20 protein-coding genes and 3 pseudogenes are annotated in these 20,045 nt (G+C 65.1%); 14 read left to right on the top strand and 9 right to left on the bottom strand.

The window, feature by feature from the left end; all coding sequences use genetic code 11:
- Positions 1 to 11 precede the first annotated feature (11 nt).
- From ABUE11_RS10275 to ABUE11_RS10250, 6 genes are all read right to left on the bottom strand, one after another.
- Entirely contained in the window at positions 12 to 251 is a 240-nt protein-coding gene (locus ABUE11_RS10275) for a hypothetical protein (RefSeq protein WP_367065237.1), read from the bottom strand.
- Entirely contained in the window at positions 248 to 1,129 is an 882-nt protein-coding gene (locus ABUE11_RS10270; protein WP_367065236.1) for an arsenite methyltransferase, read from the bottom strand. The genes ABUE11_RS10275 and ABUE11_RS10270 overlap by 4 nt, the downstream gene beginning before the upstream one ends.
- A gap of 50 nt (positions 1,130 to 1,179) precedes the next feature.
- Positions 1,180 to 2,223, bottom strand: a complete 1,044-nt coding sequence (gene arsB / locus ABUE11_RS10265) for an ACR3 family arsenite efflux transporter (RefSeq protein WP_367065235.1) — start codon at positions 2,221 to 2,223, stop codon at positions 1,180 to 1,182.
- The gene (gene arsA / locus ABUE11_RS10260) at positions 2,220 to 3,986 is read right to left on the bottom strand and encodes an arsenical pump-driving ATPase (protein ID WP_343198065.1); all 1,767 of its coding nucleotides are present in this window, start codon (positions 3,984 to 3,986) and stop codon (positions 2,220 to 2,222) included. Before arsA ends, arsB begins: the two co-directional genes overlap by 4 nt.
- Positions 3,987 to 3,999: 13 nt before the next feature.
- Positions 4,000 to 4,359 (bottom strand): arsenite efflux transporter metallochaperone ArsD, encoded by a 360-nt coding sequence (gene arsD / locus ABUE11_RS10255; protein WP_367065234.1) that lies wholly within the window; start codon positions 4,357 to 4,359, stop codon positions 4,000 to 4,002.
- 126 nt (positions 4,360 to 4,485) lie between these two features.
- Positions 4,486 to 4,815: a metalloregulator ArsR/SmtB family transcription factor gene (locus ABUE11_RS10250; protein ID WP_367065233.1), complete on the bottom strand. Its 330-nt coding sequence runs from the start codon at positions 4,813 to 4,815 to the stop codon at positions 4,486 to 4,488.
- A gap of 364 nt (positions 4,816 to 5,179) precedes the next feature.
- Between ABUE11_RS10250 and ABUE11_RS10245 the strand changes: the two genes are divergently transcribed.
- From ABUE11_RS10245 to ABUE11_RS10230, 4 genes are all read left to right on the top strand, one after another.
- Positions 5,180 to 5,530, top strand: coding sequence for a DUF2958 domain-containing protein (locus tag ABUE11_RS10245; RefSeq protein WP_201395668.1), 351 nt, complete (start codon positions 5,180 to 5,182; stop codon positions 5,528 to 5,530).
- 745 nt (positions 5,531 to 6,275) lie between these two features.
- Complete coding sequence (locus ABUE11_RS10240; RefSeq protein ID WP_201395667.1) at positions 6,276 to 7,106, top strand: DUF932 domain-containing protein; 831 nt, start codon at positions 6,276 to 6,278, stop codon at positions 7,104 to 7,106.
- A gap of 65 nt (positions 7,107 to 7,171) precedes the next feature.
- Positions 7,172 to 9,235, top strand: a complete 2,064-nt coding sequence (locus ABUE11_RS10235; RefSeq protein WP_201395666.1) for a ParB/RepB/Spo0J family partition protein — start codon at positions 7,172 to 7,174, stop codon at positions 9,233 to 9,235.
- 62 nt (positions 9,236 to 9,297) lie between these two features.
- On the top strand, positions 9,298 to 9,507 hold the full coding sequence (locus tag ABUE11_RS10230) for a hypothetical protein (protein WP_201395665.1): 210 nt from the start codon (positions 9,298 to 9,300) through the stop codon (positions 9,505 to 9,507).
- A 134-nt stretch (positions 9,508 to 9,641) separates the two neighbouring features.
- Here ABUE11_RS10230 and ABUE11_RS10225 read toward each other — a convergent pair whose 3' ends face one another.
- Positions 9,642 to 10,628: a GTP pyrophosphokinase family protein gene (locus ABUE11_RS10225; protein WP_201395664.1), complete on the bottom strand. Its 987-nt coding sequence runs from the start codon at positions 10,626 to 10,628 to the stop codon at positions 9,642 to 9,644.
- Complete coding sequence (locus ABUE11_RS10220; protein ID WP_201395663.1) at positions 10,625 to 11,722, bottom strand: nucleoid-associated protein; 1,098 nt, start codon at positions 11,720 to 11,722, stop codon at positions 10,625 to 10,627. Before ABUE11_RS10220 ends, ABUE11_RS10225 begins: the two co-directional genes overlap by 4 nt.
- Before the next feature lie 886 nt (positions 11,723 to 12,608).
- Between ABUE11_RS10220 and ABUE11_RS10215 the strand changes: the two genes are divergently transcribed.
- Positions 12,609 to 12,923, top strand: a complete 315-nt coding sequence (locus tag ABUE11_RS10215; RefSeq protein WP_201398491.1) for a DUF736 domain-containing protein — start codon at positions 12,609 to 12,611, stop codon at positions 12,921 to 12,923.
- Positions 12,924 to 13,276: 353 nt separating this feature from the next.
- On the opposite strand, the gene ABUE11_RS10210 is transcribed toward ABUE11_RS10215, so the two are convergent.
- A complete protein-coding gene (locus tag ABUE11_RS10210; protein WP_367065232.1) occupies positions 13,277 to 13,567 on the bottom strand; it encodes a helix-turn-helix transcriptional regulator in 291 nt (96 codons plus the stop codon).
- Between the two features lie 134 nt (positions 13,568 to 13,701).
- Here ABUE11_RS10210 and ABUE11_RS10205 point away from each other — a divergent pair.
- The 9 genes and pseudogenes from ABUE11_RS10205 to ABUE11_RS10165 all read left to right on the top strand — a co-directional run.
- Positions 13,702 to 13,860: pseudogene (locus ABUE11_RS10205) on the top strand (DUF2958 domain-containing protein); the annotation flags it as partial.
- 293 nt (positions 13,861 to 14,153) lie between these two features.
- Positions 14,154 to 14,916, top strand: a pseudogene (locus tag ABUE11_RS10200) (DUF2285 domain-containing protein).
- 83 nt (positions 14,917 to 14,999) lie between these two features.
- Positions 15,000 to 15,281, top strand: a complete 282-nt coding sequence (locus ABUE11_RS10195) for a helix-turn-helix domain-containing protein (protein ID WP_201395660.1) — start codon at positions 15,000 to 15,002, stop codon at positions 15,279 to 15,281.
- 86 nt (positions 15,282 to 15,367) lie between these two features.
- Positions 15,368 to 16,141: a replication initiator protein A gene (locus tag ABUE11_RS10190; protein ID WP_236598397.1), complete on the top strand. Its 774-nt coding sequence runs from the start codon at positions 15,368 to 15,370 to the stop codon at positions 16,139 to 16,141.
- Positions 16,142 to 16,394: 253 nt separating this feature from the next.
- Entirely contained in the window at positions 16,395 to 17,033 is a 639-nt protein-coding gene (parA, locus tag ABUE11_RS10185) for a ParA family partition ATPase (protein WP_201395658.1), read from the top strand.
- Positions 17,030 to 17,314: a chromosome partitioning protein ParB gene (locus tag ABUE11_RS10180; RefSeq protein WP_154352404.1), complete on the top strand. Its 285-nt coding sequence runs from the start codon at positions 17,030 to 17,032 to the stop codon at positions 17,312 to 17,314. Before parA ends, ABUE11_RS10180 begins: the two co-directional genes overlap by 4 nt.
- Entirely contained in the window at positions 17,311 to 17,856 is a 546-nt protein-coding gene (locus tag ABUE11_RS10175; RefSeq protein ID WP_201395657.1) for a DUF2840 domain-containing protein, read from the top strand. The genes ABUE11_RS10180 and ABUE11_RS10175 overlap by 4 nt, the downstream gene beginning before the upstream one ends.
- Positions 17,853 to 18,416, top strand: a complete 564-nt coding sequence (locus ABUE11_RS10170; protein ID WP_201395656.1) for a S26 family signal peptidase — start codon at positions 17,853 to 17,855, stop codon at positions 18,414 to 18,416. The genes ABUE11_RS10175 and ABUE11_RS10170 overlap by 4 nt, the downstream gene beginning before the upstream one ends.
- 448 nt (positions 18,417 to 18,864) lie before the next feature.
- Positions 18,865 to 19,989 (top strand): annotated as a pseudogene (locus ABUE11_RS10165) (relaxase/mobilization nuclease domain-containing protein); the annotation flags it as partial.
- Between the last annotated feature and the right edge of the window lie 56 nt (positions 19,990 to 20,045).

Below are 20,045 nucleotides of genomic sequence, written 5' to 3'. Positions count from 1 at the left end.
TGTATGCCGACTCAGAAATTCGTAGGGTTGGAGATCTGTGTTCCCGTGGCCCAGGCGTATTCGATGGCGGCCAATATGCTGAGCAGCCCAAGTATGAGGTGACCCAGGGCTGGGCCGCTCGGAACGTACAGCGCCATCCAAAGCGGCAGGTAGCGTTCGAATCGGCCCATAGGCGAGGCAGCGTGGGCCATGACACTCTCCTGCTCGCCAAGGTCCACAGGCGCTTTAGTACCCACCGGCTCTTCAGTCATGAGAAATGCGACGGCGTGGTGCCCGGCTTGATGGCTTCGATCGTGGCCGAGACGACGAAGTCGGTGACCTTGCGTCCCGGCGCCCAGTCCTCGATGAAGGTCTTCGACTCGTCTTTCGGCTGGATGCGGATCTGCTCGAATCCGGCGGCACGCATCATTGCCTCCAGATCGGCGATCAGCGATGCGTTGCCCATGCACCCGGTAACGAGCGCGGCGTCATTGCGCATGTCCTCGGGCAGTGGGGCGGTCGCGACCACGTCGGAGATGGCCAACCGCCCTCCGGCCTTAAGGACGCGCCAAGCCTCGCGGAACACCTGGGGCTTGTCCGGCGACAGGTTGATGACACAGTTGGAGATCACCACGTCGGCAGCACCGTCGGCGATGGGCAGGTGCTCGATCTCGCCCAGGCGGAACTCCACGTTCCCGTACTGCCCCTTCAGAGCGTTGGCACGCGCCTTGGAGACCATCTCCGGGGTCATGTCAACGCCGATCACCTGGCCGCTGCGCCCCACCTCGCCAACGGCCAGGAAGCAGTCGAAGCCGCCACCCGATCCCAGATCGACGACTGTTTCGCCCGGCTTCAGTGCGGCAATGGCCTTGGGATTGCCGCAGCCCAGACCCATATCGGCGCCAGCAGGCGCCAGATCCAAGTCGGCCTGGCTGTAACCCAGACGGGTGGAGATGAGCGTGTTGATGGCGCCATCGTCGCTGACGCCGCAGCAACTCGAAGCATTGCCGCCGCTTTGTCCTTTGCCGCTGACCTGAGCCACCTGGGCATAGGCATCTCGCACGGTACGGCGATGCGCATCGTCACTCATTGACGTCAACGATACGTTGGGCTGCGCCGCAGAGGCGCAGCAGGCATTCGGCTTGTCCATAGATGGGCTCCTTAGGTGAGAGGTTCCAGATACCCGTTTGCCGACATTCGTCATAACGCTGCAAAACGCACGCGCGTGCGGTTGGCAAAAGCCACCAGGGACAGCATCACTGGCACCTCGACCAGCACGCCAACCACGGTGGCCAGCGCCGCGCCCGAGTTCAGGCCAAACAGGCCAATAGCCACGGCCACCGCCAACTCGAAGAAGTTGGACGTGCCGATCATTGCGCAGGGTGCGGCAATCGGGTGCGGCAGGCGCCAGGCCCAGGCCCAGGCATAGCCCAGGGCGAAGATGGCGTAGGACTGGATCAGGATGGGCAAGGCAATCAGCGCAATCAGCGTGGGCTGGGCCAGGATCACCGGGCCCTGAAAGCCGAACAGCAGCACCACGGTCAGCAGCAGCCCGAGCATGGAAGCAGGCTTGATGCGCGCGGTGAAGTCCGAGACGGCCGCCTCGCCACCCTGGGCGGTCAGGCGCTTGCGCGTCCACCAGCCGGCGATCAGGGGTAGCACGATGTAAAGCACCACCGACAGCACCAAGGTTTCCCAGGGGGTGGCGATTTCGGTGACGCCCAGCAGCAGGGCGACGATGGGTGCGAACGCCACCACCATCACCAGGTCGTTCACCGAGACCTGCACCAGCGTGTAATTCGGATCGCCCCGAGTCATTTGTGACCACACGAAGACCATGGCGGTGCAAGGCGCGGCGCCCAGCAGGATCAGGCCGGCGATGTATTGCTGAGCATCACCCGGGTTGATCAGATCAGCCAACAGATACTCAAAGAACAGCACCGCCAGCGCCGCCATGGTGAAGGGCTTGATCAGCCAGTTGATCGTCAGCGTGATCACCAGCCCCTTTGGTCGCCGGCCCACGGCCTTGAGCGAACCCAGATCAATGGCGATCATCATCGGGTACACCATGGCCCAGATCAGCACGGCGACGATGAGGTTGACCGAGGCGTATTCGATGGCTGCCAGTGCACTGAACAGCTCTGGCATCAGGTTGCCCAGAGCCAGCCCGGCCAGGATGCACAGCGCGACCCAGAGCGTCAGGTAGCGCTCGAACAGGCCCATGGGCGAGGCAGCGCGGATCATGAAACCCTCCAATTCGCCAAAGCCCGCAGGCGTTCCACACCCACCGGTTCCTCCGTCAGCAGCGGCACGATGGCGTAACGCTGCGCGTGCTTCGTGGCCACAGCGTCGATCTCGCGCAGCTCGTTGCGCGCGCGCTGGCGCAACAGCGGGGAATGCGGGTGCGCGGCCGCCACGCTGTTGTTGACGACCCACGCCCACGGCTCGATACCTGCACGACGCAGGTCGTCTTGCAGGTTGGCCGCTTCCAGCACCGGTGTGGTCTCGGCGAGCGAGACGATGAGCACCTTCGTCTGCTTGGGGTCTTGCAACTGCATCATCGGCGTCGTGAAGTGAACGCCCGTCTCCCCCATCTGCCGGGCAATGTCGCGGTGGTAGGCGCCGGTGGCGTCGAGCAGCAACAAGGTGTGGCCGGTGGGCGCGGTGTCCATCACCACGAACTTCCGTTTCCCTTCGCGGATGGCGCGGGAGAACGCCTGGAACACCGCGATTTCCTCGGTACAGGGCGAACGCAAGTCTTCTTCCAGCAGGGCGCGGCCTTCGGCATCGAGCTGCGCGCCCTTGGTTTCCATCACATGCTGGCGGTAGCGCGCCGTAGCTTCCTGAGGGTCGATACGGCTGAGCGCCAAGTTGGGAAGCGAGCCTTCCAACGTATCGGCCAGGTGCGCGGCCGGGTCGGAGGTGGTGAGGTGCACGGGCAAGCCCCGGCTCGCCAGCTCCACGGCGATGGCAGCGGCCAGCGTGGTCTTGCCCACGCCGCCCTTGCCCATCACCATGACCAGTCCATGTCCATCGGCGGCAATCTCGTTGACCAGGGCGGACAAGTCTGGCGCATTGATCTGGTCGGGCAGCTGGATGGCATCGGCGCCATGCGTGGCGTCGGTATCGACCAGCAGGTGACGCAGGGCATCGAGGCCGACGAGGTTGAACGGCTTGAGCGCGATTTGATCCCGAGGCAAGGCCTGCAGTGCCTGCGGAATGGTGGCCAGTGTGGCTTGCTCTCTTTGGTAGATGGCGGCGGCGAGTGGGTCGTTTTCGGCCTCGCCGGCGGGGAAGACACCGTTGATGACCAAGTGTTGCTGCGACAGGCCGATGGCGGCCAGTTCTTCATGGGTGCGTGCCGCCTCGCGCAGTGTGGGGCGCTGCGCACGGGCCACCAACACCATGCGGCTGCGCAAGGGGTCGGCCAGTGCCTCCACCGCAGCCTTGTACTGACTGCGCTGTTTTTCCAGGCCCGCCAGCGGCCCCAGGCACGACGCATCGCCCTTGCCCGCTTCCAGAAAACCGCTCCACGCGCCCGGAAGTTGCAGCAGGCGGATGGTGTGGCCGGTAGGGGCCGTGTCGAAGATGATGTGCGCGTAATCCTGCGTCAGCGCCGAGTCGGTCAGCAAGGCCGTGAACTCGTCGAAGGCGGCGATTTCCGTGGTGCAGGCACCCGACAGGGATTCTTCGATGCCGCGCACCACGTCGTCGGGCAGCACGCCTCGCACCGGGCCGACAATGCGGTCACGGTAGGCTTGCGCTGCCGCCTGTGGGTCGATCTCCAGCGCCCATAGGTTCGGTACGGCGGGAATCGCCGTGATGTGGTTGCCGATGCGTTCGCCGAAAACCTGCCCCACGTTGGAAGCCGGGTCGGTGCTGACGAGCAGCACGCGCTGGCCCTGGGCCGCCAGTTGTACGGCCGTTGCGCAGGCGATGGAGGTCTTGCCGACGCCCCCTTTGCCGGTGAAAAACAGGAAGCGAGGCGGCTGGGTCAGAAAGTGCATGGGATCTCCTTATTTAGCAGCAGCGGTCGCCAGAGCAGCAGGCGTTTTGGGCTGGCGAGGCTTCGGGCGCCTCAATGCCAGCCCAGCGGGTCAATTCGCTTCGGCTGGGATAGCGGCCGGCCAAAGCCACCTCACCATCGACCAGAACCAGGGGCAGCGCCTCTTGGCCCGAGCGTTGTAAAAAGCCTTTCACTGTCGGGTTTTCGGCGAAAGCGAGGGGTTGCTGTGCCAGGTTGAAACGTTCGACCTGAGCACCGTTTTGCTTGGCCCAATCCACATCGGCGGCGAAGTTCACCAAGTTTTGATCCACTTCAACGCCACATACGCCGGTGCTGCAACACAGCGTCGGGTCGAAAATCTGGATGTTTGGCATGGGGTGTCCTTTCAAGTCTGGTTGTTGATGAGGTGACGCTCTTCACTCTTGGTCGATGTTTCGCAACTCACGGTTCAGGCCATCGACGTGCAGGTGGACGTGGAAGCGCTTCATGGAGAGTTCCTTTCAGCAGGAGGCACAAGTGAAGGGAGATTCAGTGACTTCGCATACGCCGCCCTGGCAGCAGTGCTCGGTCATGTAGCCAAGCAGACTATTCATCTGCGTGAAGTCGGCGCGGTAGATCAGGTTGCGGCCTTGCTGTTCGATAGTGACGAGGCCGGCATGGGCCAGTTCCTTCAAGTGGAAGGACAAAGAGTTGCGGGCCACGTCGAGCTGGTCGGCGAGGACGCTGGGCGTCAGCCCCTCGGAGCCTGCGACGACCAAGGCGCGGAATACGCGCAGGCGTTGGGTGTGAGCTAGGGCGCCGAGGGCGGAAACGGCTTGATCTTCGTTCATGGTTCCATAGTACAACGTTTGTTGAATTATAGCGCAAGCAACCTCATGGCGTCCCGGCGTGCCGCCGTCGGGTTCGCGGGCTGCGCCCCGCGCTTCGTGCCGAATCGCAGCCATTCGGCTTTGGCCCCTGACGCCTCCGGCCCTCTCGGGCCTGCGCGCTCCGCTTGCCCCGAAAGCCGACTGTGTGCAGTGGGCGGGTGTGGGTGGTCTTGCTGTTCCCTTCACCGTATCACGGCGTTCTCGCCGTCAAGGGCGGCGCACGCCATGCGCGCTTGCGTCCGGCTACGCCCCCTGACTGCTTGCGCTGCGCCGTCCTGGCGACGGTTCCGGGCAATTCCGCCTGGTAACCTTTCAGGAGTTCACCATGAACAACGCACTCATCACTGACGAGCAGCGCGTCGTGCTGCTGGCCAATGGCCGCGAATCGCTGGAGAACCCGGACTTCGATCCGGCGCCCGTGGTCAAGCTGTTCACGCCGGATGCCGGCGCGACCTGGCTGCTGACGGAGATTGATCCCGACGACCACGACCACGCCTTTGGTCTTTGCGACCTGGGCCTGGGGATGCCGGAAATCGGCTGGGTCAGCCTGGGCGAACTGGCGACGGTGCGCGGCGGGCTGGGCCTGCCGATCGAGCGCGACCTGTCGTTCCGCGCCGAGAAGCGATTGAGCGCCTATGCGCGCGATGCGCGGCTAGCCGGGCGGGTCATCGTCTGACCCGGCCTTGGGGCGTCGCGGGACGCCCCCTCGCATCGCGCCCATGTGACGCGATGCCTGCGCGCCTTCGGCTTGCACTCCAGGGGAAAGCCCTGCGGGCTATCCCCGCCGCGCAGGCTTGGCGCCTTTGAACACCGCCGACCCGGCTGCGCCGGATCGGCCAGATTCCATTCGCAGCAGATCCACGACGCCTTGCGTGTGCTCGTCCTGATTCTGTTGCATCTTCGGCTTTGAAGGCTGTGCGTCCCCGGCCACCTGGGAGATGGCCGGTCGCGCTGTCGTGCGCGTAGCGCATCGAGCCGCCTGCGGTGTCTCGCCCCTTCGGGCTTCCATCGTTCCCTCGCTCCGCTCGGCTGACGCCTCCGGCCCGGCTTCCAGCTTCGGGCCTGCGCGCTTCGCTTGCCGTGCGGTTCGGCACACAGGGAGGGCCGTTGCCATGTCCAGCCGTCTTCCCTGACCTCATCACCTTGTCCGCGACTGTAGCCCGCGCCCGTGCGCCGTCAAGGCGCGCAGGGCCGTGTCCTCGCTTCGCTGCGGGCCGCACCAACCCTGCGCTTGTCTCCTTGACGGCGCCCGTTCGCGCGCTCCTGACCGTCGCGGGCGATGAACTCAGGAAAGACGGTGGCAACAGGGCCAACCGGGTTCCTCGTGCCGACCGCACCGAACAGCCGAAAGGCTGGGCTCCGAATCTAGGAATCCGGTGTGCGGTGTGAACAGCAAACCTCTTTTCGTCAGGAGAATGACCATGCAACTCGCAAACCGTTTCGCTCCCCATTCCCCGGCACTGCGCAGCGCATACCCGCTGTCCGATGACCAGATTCGCAGGGTGGCCCCGTCCATCTTCGCGGATGCCCCGCACCAAAGCCGTTCCGAGCGGTACGCCTATATCCCCACGGCTGCCGTGCTGACCGAGCTTCGCAAGGAGGGGTTTCAACCGTTCATGGTGACGCAGACCCGCGTGCGCGATGAAGGCAAGCGCGAGCACACGAAACACATGCTGCGCCTGCGCCATGCCAGCCAGATCAACGGCGCGGAAGCTAACGAAATCGTGCTGCTGAACTCCCATGACGGCACGAGCAGCTATCAGATGCTGGCCGGCATGTTCCGCTTCGTTTGCAGCAATGGCCTTGTGTGTGGTGACACCGTGGCCGATGTGCGCGTACCCCACAAAGGCGACGTGGCCGGTTCCGTCATCGAAGGCGCTTTCGAGGTGTTGAGCGGCTTCGAGCGCGTGAAGGAATCCCGCGATGCCATGCGCGCGATCACGCTGGACGAAGGCGAAGCCGAAGTGTTCGCCCGTTCCGCGCTGGCCCTCAAGTACGACCCCACGGACAACAAGCCCGCGCCCATCACCGAATCGCAAATCCTGATGCCGCGCCGGTTCGACGACCGCCGCCCCGACCTGTGGAGTGTGTTCAACCGCACGCAGGAGAACTTGACCAAGGGCGGATTGCATGGCCACAGCGCCAACGGACGCCGCCAGCAAACCCGACCGGTGCAGGGCATTGATTCCGATGTGCGCCTGAATCGCGCCCTCTGGATGCTGGCCGATGGCCTGCGCCAGTTGAAAGCCTGAACCGTTCCCCCGCTGGAGGGGCGGTTCCCCTCCATTCCCTTGCTTCACACGATTGGAGATTCACCATGAACGCCGTTACTCAAACCGAAACCCGCGCCGTCAATACCGCCGCCGCTATCCCGCTGGAAGCTGCCGACCCGACCAAGAACCTGATTCTGGTTCCGCTGTCGCGGCTGGTGCTGCGCCCCACGGGCCGCAACGTGCGCAAGACCCCGCGCATGTCCATCCACGAGCTGGCCGCGAGCATCCAGCGCGTGGGCCTGCTGCAAAACCTGATCGTGATTGCATCCGCCGATGGCGAGCATTACGAAGTCGTGGCCGGTGGCCGACGCCTCGCCGCGTTGAAGCTGCTGGCGAAGAAGCACCGCATCAGCAAGGAATGGGAGGTGCCTTGCCTGCTGGTGGCCGATGGCACCGCCCGCACGGCCAGCCTCACCGAAAACGTGCAGCGTGAAGCCATGCACCCTGCCGACCAGTTCGAGGCTTTCGCCGCGCTGGTGGCCGAAGGCCGACCCATCGAGGACATTGCGGCGGATTTCAGCGTCACGCCGCTGGTGGTGCAGCGCCGTTTGAAGCTGGCGAATGTCTCGCCGCGTCTGATGGCGGACTATCGGGCCGACGCCGTGAGCCTTGACCAGTTGATGGCCCTTTCTATCACCGACGACCACGCCGCGCAGGAAAGCACGTTCTACGATGCGCCGCAGTGGCAGCGCCACCCGTCGCACTTGCGCGAACGCCTCACCGAGCGCGAAATCAACGCTTACCGGCATCCGCTGGTGCGCTTCGTCGGGCTGGACAGCTACGAAGCCGCAGGCGGCGGCATCCGCCGTGACCTGTTCGCGGAAGGCGATGCGGGCGTGTATCTGACCGATGCCGCGCTGCTGGAACGACTGGCGCAAGACAAGCTGGCAGGCATCGCCGCCACTGTCCGCGCCGAGGGTTGGGCGTGGGTGGATGCCACGCCGGGCGTGACCCATGCCGACCTGCACGCCTTCCAGCGTGCGCCGAGGGAACGGCGCGAGCCGAACAAGCGCGAAGCCGCACGCATCGAGAAGCTGCAAGCCAAGATGCAGGAAGTCGCCGAAGCGGTGGATGCCGCGATGGACGCCGACGACGAGGACAAGGTCGACGCCTTGCAGGAGGAAGGCGAAACCCTGGGCGAGCAGTTGCAGGCGCTGGAAGATGGCTTGCAGGGCTACGGCGCGACCGCGCGCGCCGCAGCCGGTGCGATCGTCACCATCGACCGCAGCGGCGAGGCCGTCATTCATCGCGGCTTGATGCGCGAGGCCGAGGCCAAGGCGCTGCGCACACTGGAGCGGCTGCGCCAAGGGTTCAGCGGCGAGGACGCCGAGAACGACGACGAAGGCGAGGACGACGAGCAATCCAAGAGCGCCGCCATGTCTGACCGGCTGGCGCAGCGCCTGAGCGCGCACCGCACCGCCGCGCTGCAAATCGAAGTCGCCCGGCATCCACAAGCGGCGCTGGCCGCTGTGGTGCATGGCATGGTGCAGACCGTCTTGCAGGAAAGCCGCTACGGCCTCAACCGTGATTCTTTGCCGCTGGGCGTGAGCCTGAAAGTGCAAGACCGGCTGGAAGGCATGGCCCCGGACTGGCCGGAATCGCCCGCCGCCGTGGCGCTGCGCGAACTGCAACAGGCGGCGGGCGAAGCCTTGCCGGAGGACAGCGCCGAACTGTTCGCCGCGCTGCTGGCGAAGCCGCAAGACGACCTGGTCAAGCTGCTGGCCGTGTGCGTGGCTTCCACGGTGGACGTGGTGACGCCCCGCGCCACACCGCACCAGCCCGGCGCGGAACTGGCGCAGGCCGTGGGCCTCGACATGGCCGCATGGTGGCAGCCGACCGCCGAAGGCTACTTCAAGCACGTTTCCAAGGCCGTGATTCTGGATGCCGTGGGCGCGTTTGCACCGGAATCCGTCACCCGGCTGGCGAAGCTCAAGAAGGCTGACATTGCCAGCGAGGCCGAGCGGCTGGCCGATGGCACGGGCTGGATGCCCGCCATCTTCAAGGCCGCAGGCCCGCAGGATGCCGCGCAGGAGGCAGGCACGGAGCAGGACGCCCCGGAGGGTGCCGAGGCAATGGCCGATGAACCCGCCGAGGCGCTAGCCGCTTGACCCACGCCGAAGGCAAGCGCCCCGGCCTCGACCGGGGCGCTTCGCTGCAAGGAGAACCCCCCATGACCCGAACCACCACCAGCCACCCGCGCATGGCGGCGATCTACTCTCCCGGCACGGTACGCGCCCGCCGCTGGCACGGCGAGGGCGATGTGCGCGGCTACCGCCCGCCCTCGGGCTGGACGGCCCGTGCCGACCTCACCGACATTCACCCCATCACTGAGCGCGCCTTGCCGCGTGCCGTGTGGTGGATCATCGAGACGAAGGAATAACCGCGTTCAGCACCGCGCCCAGACCGTTCCGTCCTGGGCGCGGTGAAACGCAGAAATCCGGGCGCGGCAGTGGCCGCGCCCGGTGTTCAAGGAAAATCGCCAAATCAGAATTGCGCACTGCAACCATGCGCTCCTTAAAAAGCGGCACCTAAATCACTGAATATTTTGGCTAGATCATCCGAGCCTATAGGCCAATTCTCTCGGGTCTGGGCAGGCGTTTTCTCTGCGAGGAAGTACGCCAGGAGCACAGCAGGTTGATTGAAGAAATGTCGCTGGCCGTTTTGCTCTTTGATCTTTTCAAAAACGTAGTTCTTGGCCGTCAGGAATTCGTCGATGCGAGCGGTGGCGTCCTGTGGCAGAAACTCCATGAAGGCATCGACCACGAGCTGATTGGATCGCTCCTGACCAGGTTCCAGACCAGTGCCCTTCCTGTAGGCGGTACTCAGGTAGTCCAAGAGTTGCCGCTGGGGCTCGCTGGCAGCGGCGAGGTCCTTCATGGCTTGCTCGAAGAATTCGTCCGTAGCCTCGATCAGAGCCATGCTCTTGGCAACAGTGCGCTTGATCGAGGGCTTGGCGGTGGTCTTGGGCTTGTAGAGGGTGTCGTGGGTTAGTTCACTGTGAGCATGCTGCAAGAGCGTGCGGATTTGCACCTCACACGCAAGGCCCTCGGGGAGATTCACCCCATCGATGGACGCCCCCGCCTTGGACCGCAGCACGTAGTGAACCGACTGGTAGGAGAACTCCAAGGGCTTGGCCAGCCGTTCCTCCTCGTAATCCTTGTCCTTGGACCATGACCAGAAGGTTTCGCACTCGGGGCTTTCGATGATCGAGCAGAACGTGTTGATGTGCGTGGTCAACAGTACCACGTACCGCATGCCCACCTTGTCGGTGATGTCCTCATACGGGTTCTTGTAGGGCTTGCTACGGTACAAGGCCTTGTCGATCAGGCTGGTGTCGCCTTTGAGGCGAGGCACCATGGGGACCTTCAAGAAATAGTCCAAGGGCGTGGGAGCAACGATGGGCACAAGTCGCCCTTCGATTTCCTGACTGATGAGTTTGGCCCAAGCCCTATACAAGGGCTTGTCGGCCTCCCACCGCGCAAGGATTTCTTGTTCGTTCACTCTTGGTCTCGGATGTGGTCGCGCACCGTGATCTTGGTCCACTTGGGCACGTTGCCGTGCTCATCGGCATCGCCGTCGATGGACTCGATTCGCACGTAGTTCTCAAACTGATCCGCAGGGGCCGTGAGCTTGATGTCATGCCCGAAGGTGAGTTTTCGCAGCCGCAATTGGCTTTGAACTTCGGAGAGATCCTTGTGGATGGCTGTATTGGGGAAATTCTTTTGCCCCATGTAGGCCGTGTATGCGTCTTGCAGAGCCGCGTCCCCCAGATAATTTTGGGAGAACACATCCACCTGAATCGTGGTAGCCTGATCCGCCTTCAAATAGGTGGTTAGAGCATTTAAGAGGTCGATTTTCTTTTCCGAATCGACATTGGCATTGCGGATGAAATCTTTGGTCAGTGCATGGAATTGTTTGGTCTGAAATGCACTATTGGATGGGAATGCCAGCCCCAAAAAGGACTCGTAAAAATACTGTGCTGCAGAAAGCTTGTTGCCCTGAGTAATCAGATCGTCAAACAAAAAGGCCCTCCAGCCATTGGTGGGCTCTTGGGCCGTAGCTGCCGCAGGGTCTTGTCGCAGGAAGGCTCCGATCTTGTAGAGCTTAGCCTGAGGCGTGAGAATGAGTTCCTTGATGTACTCCAAGGTCAAATGCCCGCCCGCTTGTCGCTTGGTGAAGCCCCCATGAGGCTCGGCTTTGATGACGCACATGAAGGACTTGGCGGGGTTGCCGCAAGTGCCTTCGATGACCACCACGATACCGCCAGGAATGGTGCGATTGGTCTGGGCAACCGCCAGCTTGCTGGCAATGTTTTGGGAGAGATTTACGAATTGGACATCGTTGCCCTGCGCCTGGATGATTTCCTTGGCTTTGTGCCAAGTGCTGTCAGCCCCGGTCTCTCGGATCGTCATTTCGACGCCGTGAGATGATTTCCCGAGAGCATTCGTGATGCGGGCTTGCAAGGCATCCCTCGCGTCTTGAGGGAGCACCAAGAGCTGGTTCCCGTAAGTCGGCTGAACCAAGGCCCTGTCCGCGCCTCGTGCAAAGACTTCGTGGATGATCAGACGGCCAATCGAGAGATTTTCAAAGGACATGAGATTTGGCTGAAAGTATCTTGATGCAACAAAATTTGCATCAAGGATACAACGATGCACCTATGCAGCGAACTTCTGGGCACTCGGTTCGCTGCACGTTTTCACTGATGTGAGCGTGTCGGCGCACTGCGCCGCCGGGCTTTCGGGCTGCGCCCCGTGCCGCCTTTGCTGTCACGGCCATTCGGCTTCAATCCCTCACGCCTTTGCGCCTGCGGCGCTGCGCGCTTCGCTTGCCTCCAGGGGAAAGCCCTGCGGGCTATCCCCGCCGCGCGATGCTTGGCGCCCCTCGATGCCGCCGACCCGGCTGCGCCGGATCGGCCCGGCCTGCGCCCCGCCGCAATGGGCGGGATGCTGGCGAACACGCTGGAGCTGGCTGCGGCAGGTTGTGCAGATGCGTGCCGTCCTCAACGCTGGCGGTTCCTGTCCATCGCGTCACGCAGGACGGTTCACGGACAACCCGCCCGGCATCGCTATGGAGCTTCCACATCGCGCCTCAAGACCGGCGCCGCAAGGTGCGGCAGGGGTTTTCTCGCCTGTCGTCGGGTGGCTGACCTGGTCCGCGTCAAGAAGCGCACCGGAGAAGCCTTCGTGCGGGGATGCCGAGTCGGTCCCATCTCCTTTCGGAGCGGTTCGGCCCAAGGCGTCCTTGTGTTGTTGTGAATCCTGGCGGTGGCGCGGCTGCGCCTCGGGCTTCATGGCTGCAACCGTCCAGCGAAAACAATTTCCCCGCCGCTGCGCGGCTTCCTCGCGCAGCAAATTCTTTTCGCCTTCCGGTTCTCCACTGCGTTGCGACCGCAAGCGGTGCAGCCAGCCCGTCCCCCGCCGGCCGGATCACAACAAGGACGCGATGGGCGCGAACCTTGTTCAACCGAACGGAGAAAACATCATGGCCAACATCGGCACCTTCACCGCAGACAAAGACGGCTACACCGGCACGCTTCGCACCCTGACGCTCAACGTCAAGGTCAAGCTGACTCCCAACGACAAGGGGGACAACGATAAAGCCCCGGACTTCCGTCTCCAGGCCACCAGCCACGATATCGGCGCGGCGTGGAAGAAGACCAGCGAGGCCGGGCGGGAATATCTGTCGGTGACTCTCGACGATCCTTCCTTCGCAGCAACGGTCTATGCCCGCCTGATCGAAGGCGAGAACGGCACGCACGACCTGATCTGGTCGCGTAGCAAGCCCCAGGCGGCGTAATCGCCGCAGCGCCCCGTCCGTTGTGGCGGGGCGCTGTGCAGCTTTCGCAGCAGGGCATGAAGGCAATACCGTCGCTGGAGCGTGGCCCGTGTCGGCCTGCTTCCCGTGTTGAAACTGTGGTTGCACGGACAGCATGGCGTGCCGGTGCTTTGCACCGTCGGGCTTTCGGGCTGCGTCCCGTGCCGGCTACGCCGTCACGGCCATTCGGCTTCAATCCCTCACGCCTTCGCGCCTGCGGCGCTGCGCGCTTCGCTTGCCTCCAGGGGAAAGCCTTGCGGCTATCCCCGCCGCGCAACGCTTGGCGCCCCTCGATACTGCCGAACCGGCGTGCGCCGGATCGGCCAAGCCAGCGACTACGAGCGGCCCCCTGCGAGTTGGCCTTCGGTCTGGCTCATCAGCACCGCTGTGCTGCATTCGAGCGCACCGGCGATCTTGAAGATGATCGCGAGCGTAGGCATATGCTCACCGCGCTCGATCTTGCCCATGTGCGAACGCTCGATGCTGGCCTGGTGCGCCAGTGATTCCTGCGCAATTCCGCGCTCCATCCGCAGCGCACGCACCGCCGCGCCGAAGGCGTGAGCCAACTCGGCGTCATAGGTGGTGGAGCCAGTCGGTCGGCCGCGCTGGACGGATCGCTTCTGCATAGACAGAAGCGTCGAGTCGCAGCACAATTAAAACCACGTTATCTTTAACTCATTCGGTGCAGTCTCACTCTTTTGCGCTTCTACAGAAATCCACATTCACAGATCTCGACAAAGGCGCGCAGCCACGGAATCACATCGGGATGCCGGCGCAAGGCACCGTCAAGCTGTCCGATCTGGCCGGCATCGTCGGGCCGCGCCAGCAGCCTGTGATGCGTGACCGCTACTTCCGCCCCACGCGCACGCTGTCGGAATACACCCGGCTGGCCGAGCGTGATGGAGCCATCCCGGACTGAATACGGCCTACTGTGGCTTTTCCAGTCTGGTGTCATGCCGGGCGGGTCTCAATCGGGATTCTTGCGGCAGAGCCGCTCCAGTCTGATCCAAATAGCCATGATGCCCAGCGCGGGCTGCGATAGCTTGGTCTGTACGGCGTCCCATGGTCGGGACACTGTCGCCGCGGCAAACGCAACGCATCGGAGCCAATCGGACAGACCATCTACCTTCTCAACCCATGACGTTTCGACGATGGCGATGTAGCGCGTAGTCCCCGCCGTGGCGGCGATTCCTGTTCGCAGGAGGAGGCGTCATGGTCGATCCTCACCACGTCGCGCATTGGTATCCGACCGCTGCGTACTTGTATGTCCTTTGGCTGGATGCGCTCGCGCTCGCTTGGGAGTACCTGCGCAGGCATCCCGACTACCGGCTCGACTGGCTGCGCCATCGTCGCCGGCCGCGGGCGGCACAGCAGGCGGCGCAGCGCTGGGGCTTGCGCCTGCTGGAAGACCCGGCACTGGATGCGCGCGACGCGCAACCGGCCTGGCTGCCCGGCCACGATGCCGTGGTGCAGCTCTACCCGGATGCCGATCCGCCCATGGATGTCGAGCGGTTCGCCCTCTGGCGCATCCCCGGCCACAAGCAACTGCTCCACGACGGTAAGAGGCTGGCGCTGATCGCGCGCACCCCCGGCCATTTCCTGCGCTTCTCGTTGGCGCCTGGCCTGGAAGACGGCATGGCCGTGGCCTATGCCTATCGCGGTCGTGGCGCCACGCATGCGCCCGACACGCCCGCGCCAATGGCCCGGCCCAGGCCGCCCCCCCGCCGCACTGCTGGAACTGCACACCTTGCAGGCGCTCGACGCGACCCTGGCGGGCGCGTCCTTGCGCGAGGTTGGCGAAGGCTTATTCGGCGCCGACGCCGTGGCCGATTGGTACAGCGACGGCGGCCTGCGCTCCAAGGTGCGCCGCCTGGTGCGGCGCGGCGATGCGCTGATGCGCGGCGGCTATCACCGCCTAGCACAACTGCCTCCGTTTGAGAAGGGTCGTTTTGATGAGGGTGCAAAACGACCCTGAGCAGGACAGCCGCGTTTTCTGAGACTGCCTCCATCCGGTTGCGCTGTGTGGCCGGAGCCCTGCAACCGATGGAGGTTTTCGCCATGCGTCCCGCTCCCTTGCGGCCTGCCGCCACTGTCTCGACCGCTGCCGCGCAGCCCCAACGCTATCTCACCAACGACGAAGCTGCCGAATACCTGCGCCTGTCGCCGCGTACGCTGGAAAAGCAGCGCGTGATCGGCGGCGGCCCGCGTTTTCGCAAGTTCGGCCGTCGCGTGATGTACGCCGTGGCCGATCTCGATACCTGGGCCGCCGACCGCAGCTTCGAGACGACCTCCGATCCCGAATACGCCGAGTACCACTCGGCCGACAGCCGTGCGCGCTGATCGGCGGCGTGCGGGGGGCCTTCGCCGTGTCCAAACCGTCGCAGGAGCGCGAACAGCTCGACCTGTTCCGCGCTTTGCCCGGCGACATGGCACCGCGCGACAGCCAGGACTTGATGGCCTATCCGTTCTTCTCACTCGGCAAGTCCAAGCGGGTCAAGCCCATCAACTTCCGTGCGGGCAACGTGATGATCCGCGTGGAAGGTACGGCCGAGCATGGCATCGCCACCATTTGGGACGCCGACATCCTGATCTGGGCCGCGAGCCAGATCATGGAAGCCAAGGACGCAGGCCTGCGGCCGTCGCGGCTGATGCGCGCGACGCCCTACGAGATCCTGCGCTTCATCGGGCGCGGCAAGTCGCTGCGCGACTACCAGCGGCTCAAGGCGGCGCTGGATCGTCTGCAATCGACCACCGTGGCTACGTCGATTCGCGAGACGACCGGACGGCGCCTGCACCGCTTCTCGTGGATCAACGAGTGGAAGGAGCTGGCCGATGCCAGCGGCACGCCGCTGGGCATCGAATTGATCCTGCCGGACTGGTTCTATGCCGGCGTGCTCGACGCCGCCCTGGTGCTGACCATCGACCCGGCGTATTTCCGGCTGACGGGCGGCATCGAGCGGTGGCTGTACCGCCTAGTGCGCAAGCACGGTGGCAAGCAGGCATACGGTTGGCAGTTCGATTTTCGCTACCTGCACCAGAAATCGGGCAGTACCGCGAAGCCTTACGACTTCGCCTGCGACCTACGCGCGCTGGTCGCGCGGCAGTCGCTGCCCGGCTACGTCCTGGGCATCGAGCGGATGCCGGACAACGGCATGGAGCTACTGACGTTCCGGCCCGTGCCGCAGACGGCACGGGGATAACTCCGGGAGAGCCTGTGAATGGCGTCGTGCTATTAGGCGTGCGGGGTATCGTGCTATCAGGCGTGGAACTATCGTGCTATCAGGCGTGCCGATCGTCCGCAAACCCGCGCCAGCATTGGGTTTGCGCGCCCTCTAACTTCCCTAACTCAATTTCTCTAACTTTTAGTAGGAAAGCGCCGCTGCGGTGGACAACCGCCACGCGGCCGCAAGCGCAGGAGCAAAAGCCCGGCTTTCCAACGCGGAGGGCCGCGCCATGATCGTCGCTCTGCTCAACCAGAAAGGCGGCGTGGGCAAAACCACGCTCGCCACCCACATCGCCGGCGAGCTGGCGATGCGCGGCCAGCACGTCGTCCTGCTGGATGCCGACCCGCAGGGTTCATCGCTGGACTGGACACAGCGCAGAAGCCAGCAAGGCTTGCCACGGCTGTTCAGTGCCGTGGGCCTCGCACGCGAAACGCTGCACCAAGAGGCGCCAGAACTCGCCAGGCGGGCCGATCACGTCGTCATTGACGGGCCACCACGCATCGCCGCCTTGGCGCGCTCCGCGCTGCTGGCGGCCGAGCACGTGCTGATCCCTGTGCAGCCCAGCCCCTACGACCTGTGGGCCAGTGCCGAGATGGTGGCGCTGATCCGCGAAGCGCAGGTGTTCCGGCCTGCGCTGCGCGCGGCCTTCGTCATCAATCGGCGCGTCAGTACCACGGTGATCGGGCGCGAAGCGCGCCAGGCGCTCGCAGAACAGCCGCTCCCTGCGCTGCGCGCGGAAGTGCATCAGCGCATCGTGTTCGCCGACAGCGTGGCCGCTGGGCGGCTTGCACGCGAGACGGCGCCGGACAGCGCTGCCGCCCGCGAAATCACCGCCCTGGTGGACGAACTGCTGCGGTGGCCGACATGACCGAGAAACCGCTGCCGAACAGCAAACGCACGGCAAAGCGCGTCGGCATCGGCACGCGTCCGCCTGTGAATCCGCATGCCGAGGCGTGGATTCGTCAGGGCGACGCCGATGCGCTGGGCAAGGGCGACCTCTACACGGCTCGCCTCACGCTCGACATCACGCCCGCGATGCGCGCGCGCATCAAGGTATCGGCCTTCACGCAAGGCGTGACCGTGGCCGATCTGCTGCGCGGCCTGCTGGAGCGCGAGTTTCCAGAACACCGCAGGGAGAGCACGCCATGACCGCATTCGCTTCGCCTGCCGCTGTCGCGGCCACGGCTGCGCTGCAACCATCACCGGCCGCGCTCGCTGGCCAGCCTGCCAGCGCACTGCTGACGCGCGTGGCGCTGGCCTACATCGAGCCACGCTTCAAGCTCTATCTGCGCTTCGGCGAGCCTGCGCGCATCATCCGGCTCGACCGCTGGCGGCGCTGCGCCGTATTCCTGCCGAACGCGGTTCTGTGCCGTGTCCGCTGGCAGGCCAACGACTACGGCACCGTGCGCTGGCAGCTCATGGTGATGCAGGCTTGCACGCCGCTCGATGCGGCGCAGCGCATTCCCGGCGTGCAGCCGGGCGCACGCCTGTTCTTGCACGCCGAGGGCGAGAACCAGGTGCGTGCGGTGCTGGAGCGCATCGACGCCATCGAGGCGCTGGGTATCACGCCGTCCGCCGCTTCGCCTGCGTACTGGCGCACGCTCGCCAACCGGCTTGCGGCGCACTTGGCGCTGCCCGAATACAGCGCTGAGCGGCACGCCGCCTGGCTGGCCGGGAGGGCGCTGCCATGACGGCCCATCCTCGCTCCCGCGTGCGCGCTCGCCTCGTACTGGCAGGCCTGTCCGCCTGCGGCCTCGCTGCGCTGGCCTGGGCGTCCTTCGTGCAGCCGCTGCCGCGCCTGATCTACAACCCGTCCGACAGCGTGGCGGTCGGCTGGTATCGCGTCGATCCGCTGAGCCACGGCGCCGGCTCGCTGCCACGTCCCTTGTCCGTGGGCAGCATCGTGCTGGTGTCGCTGCCCGCAGAGGCTGCCGCGCTCGCTGCGCAGCGCGGCTACCTGCCGACACGCGTGCCGCTGCTCAAGCGCGTGGGCGCCGTCGCGTCGCAGGAGGTGTGCATCATGGGTCGCGTCGTCCGCATCGACGGTGTGCCTTCGGCCACCGTGCTGCCCACCGACCGCTGGGGTCGGCCGCTGCCGTCCTGGCAGCAGTGCCAGCGCCTCGAACCCGACGAACTGTTCCTGCTCAGTGTGACCAATCCGGCTTCGTTCGACAGCCGGTATTTCGGGCCGGTCAGCGCAGCCGCCGTGATCGGCGTTGCGCGCCCGGTCTGGCTGGAGTCACGCCCATGATCGCCGCCGATTCGCTGCGCATCATCGTGCTATCGGGCGTGTCGTTCTGCTGGCGGACTCTGTGGTTTGGGCCGTGTCGTCGCGCGTGCAGTGCGGGTGCATTCGCACCGCACTTCGCGCTGCCTCCGGCGCAGCCGTCCAACGTGCAGGCGTCTTGCCTCGAACGCGGCTGGCCTACGGCCATCGCCGTGTTCGCCGGGGTGCTGGCTGCTCACGCAGCAGCGCCACCGGGCCGCCGCTGCCCGGAGCGCCAGCGAGGGGCAAAGGCGGAAGGCAAGACAAAAGGACGCGGCACCGGGCCGCGTCGAAAGCCAGTCTGCACGTGGGGGTTGCGCGGCACGCAGCAGCTTCGCCGCCGTGCCGCGTCGGGTGCGAGGCCCGCGCCGATGCAGGCATGTCCGCGTGCTTCGCACGCCCGGACACGCCATAGCTTGCAGGGAGAGCGGCCATGACCGACCGCCGCGACGACGATTTTCGGGTGCGTCCGAGCGCCCCGAAGAACCGAGGCAAGGGCCAGGGCTTCGTCTCCAAGGTGCTCAAGCAGGCGGGCAAGGTCAGCGGCGGCAAGTCCACGGTGCGCCGCCCTGGTGGCAGCGGCAAGGGCGCCGGCACCGGCCAGCGGCCCGGCTCGCGCCTGGGGCGCGGCCATACGGCGGCGCGCTTCGCGGGCGCGAAGCTCACGCCCATGTCGCGGCGCGTGACCATCAAGACCCTGCTGGTCAATCAGCGCAACGCCAGCCCCCAGTCGCTCGCCAAGCACCTGCGCTACATCGAGCGCGATGGCGTGGGCCGCGATGGCGAACCAGGGCAAGCCTACGGGCCGCAGACCGATGCCACCGACCTCGACGCCTTCAAGGAACGCTGCGCCGACGACCGGCACCATTTCCGCTTCATCCTCTCGCCCGAGGACGGCGCGGAACTGGAAGACTTGCGCACCTATACGCGGCACCTCATGGGCCGCATGGAAGCCGACCTGGGCACGCGGCTGGAATGGGTAGCGGTCGAGCACTGGAACACCGACAATCCGCACACCCACCTGATCGTGCGCGGGCGCGACGACACCGGCAAAGACCTCATCATCGCGGGCGACTACATCGCCGATGGCTTCCGTCATCGCGCCGCCGAACTGGCGACCGAATGGCTGGGGCCGCGCACCGAGCTGGAGATCCAGCGGACCTTGCAGCGCGAGGTGGAGCAGGAGCGCTGGACGAGCCTGGATCGCACTCTGAAGCGCGAGCTTGGCGACGACGGCCAAGTGCAGATTGAACGCTTCAACGAACCGCGGCTGCAACGCCAGCGCCTGCTGCTGATCGGTCGCCTGCAACGCTTGCAGCACCTGGGCCTGGCCGACGAGGTGCAACCGGGAACCTGGGCCGTCCGTGCCGATGCGGAAAAGACGCTGCGCGCCCTGGGCGAGCGTGGCGACATCATCCGCACCATGCAGCGGGCCATGCGCGGCGAGCCGCGCGAGCTGGCGGTGTTCGAGCCGGGGGACGACGGCCGCACCATCCTCGGCCGCGTGGCCGCGAAAGGACTGGCCGACGAACTGCGCGACCGGGGCTATCTAGTTGTCGTTTCCCAAGAGGTTGTTCACCCGAGGTGAAGGAAGATGGCGGTTCTCACGCCAAC

The sequence above is a fragment of the Oryzisolibacter sp. LB2S genome, assembly GCF_040732315.1.
Taxonomy (GTDB): domain Bacteria; phylum Pseudomonadota; class Gammaproteobacteria; order Burkholderiales; family Burkholderiaceae_C; genus Alicycliphilus; species Alicycliphilus soli.
Note: the sequence above shows the minus strand (reverse complement) of the source record. Positions and strands in the feature narration are given on the sequence as shown.